The 1426-nt window shown below is 54.4% G+C and carries 1 protein-coding gene; it reads right to left on the reverse strand.

The features are described 5' to 3' along the window. Positions 1 to 90 precede the first annotated feature (90 nt). Complete coding sequence (locus tag HKK74_RS38825) at positions 91 to 1248, reverse strand: PIN-like domain-containing protein (protein WP_187248432.1); 1158 nt, start codon at positions 1246 to 1248, stop codon at positions 91 to 93. Positions 1249 to 1426: the final 178 nt, after the last annotated feature.

The following is a 1426-nucleotide window of genomic DNA, read 5'->3' on the forward strand; positions in this document are numbered from 1 at the left end:
CGAAGCACAGAGGAGCCAGCACGCGGATTCCGGGCTCAGACTGTCGTCCAAGTGCTCTCAGTCGAAAGTCAAGGACTGAGATAAGCATGATCATTGATCGATACGTCTACGACGCGAGTCCTTCAACTTGGCGGGATCGATATCCTGAATGGCTTTCAGGAAGTTTAGAGTCTCTAGTTCGAGTTGGCCTGGCCTCACAATAAGTAGGTTGCCGTCAAACGACTTTACTTCCAGAAACACCTCCCCATTATCGGTTGATGATGCTCTTACGGTGGCAATGCCGCCTTCAGCTTTAATCATTCGCCTTAGCTTTAGTTCATCGTTAGAAAAATTGCGATTGGGCGACTTGGCCTGTTGTACGGTTGTGTCGCTAACCGTGGCCCCAAGGTGTTTCTTTGCGTAGATTAGGAAGTCTTGAATGTTGATGAGTTGAAAGGACAGACCAGTTGTCTCCTTCATCTCAAGTACCAGTTCGGGGCGTGGAGCGATGATCTCGTCGTCCTTGTTCTTGACGACCCAATCGGCCTTACGTTCATTGGTTACCATAAGAATTGGAACCTTGCGCCTCGCTGCTTCCTCCATAAGCTGGAACCAGATAAGGCAGTCGCCAACTGCCCTTTGCTTCTCCTTGCGCCAGTCTTGGTACCCCGGAGGCATCTCACGATCGAAGCGCGACAGCGCCTCTTGCTCGGCGGCCTTGGTGTCGGATAGAAGTGGACCGACCTTCGAGCCGATTACCTCTTCGAGATTTTGCAGAATGGGATCTCTATGAGGTGGTTCATCGCCCTTGAGATCGAACTGAATCCATCGATCAGCCTGCTGGACAATACTAGCCTGGCTACTGCGCAGTCGTTCGACAAGCCTGTTCACTTGGCTTTCGGAGAATCCGCGTCGCTTACCGAACTTCCGAACTATGCCTACAGCCTCATCGAAGTGCTTGCTAAGGTCGGTGTCTAGTTCATTGGTAGCGCGGGCCGCGTCCTTGATAACGGTAGAGCGGTTCTCAAGTAGCTCCTGACCGACACGGTTAGAGATCCAGAGACGATCTTCGAGTAGGCGCAGGGCTGCGAGGAACTCCGTGCGTGCTCGCTGGTTGAAGCGATAGACGTCGAACAGTGCATTGGTGTCGAAGGTGACCAGGCCGTTCGTGACGAAGTCCTGTAGATCGTCCTTGTAGAAACCGGGGAAGCGCTCACGGAGGCCAGCTAGGTCTGACTGCTGCTCGCTCGGGGCTGGTGTGTCGGTCACGAGGGCAGGCTAACGGGAGGGGGACGCAGCCAACACAGGGTTTCTACGGCCAGTGGTCAGGCGAGGTCCAGGTGGACTAGTCGCGCGGGCGCTGGGGGTGCTAACGCGGTTACTAACAGTATTCCTGGATGACCGTGGACACTGGTGGAACCAAGGGGCGTTCAGAAAGGCTCTCTAC

The sequence above is a fragment of the Actinomadura alba genome, assembly GCF_014323705.1.
In the GTDB taxonomy this organism is placed as follows: domain Bacteria; phylum Actinomycetota; class Actinomycetes; order Streptosporangiales; family Streptosporangiaceae; genus Actinomadura_C; species Actinomadura_C alba.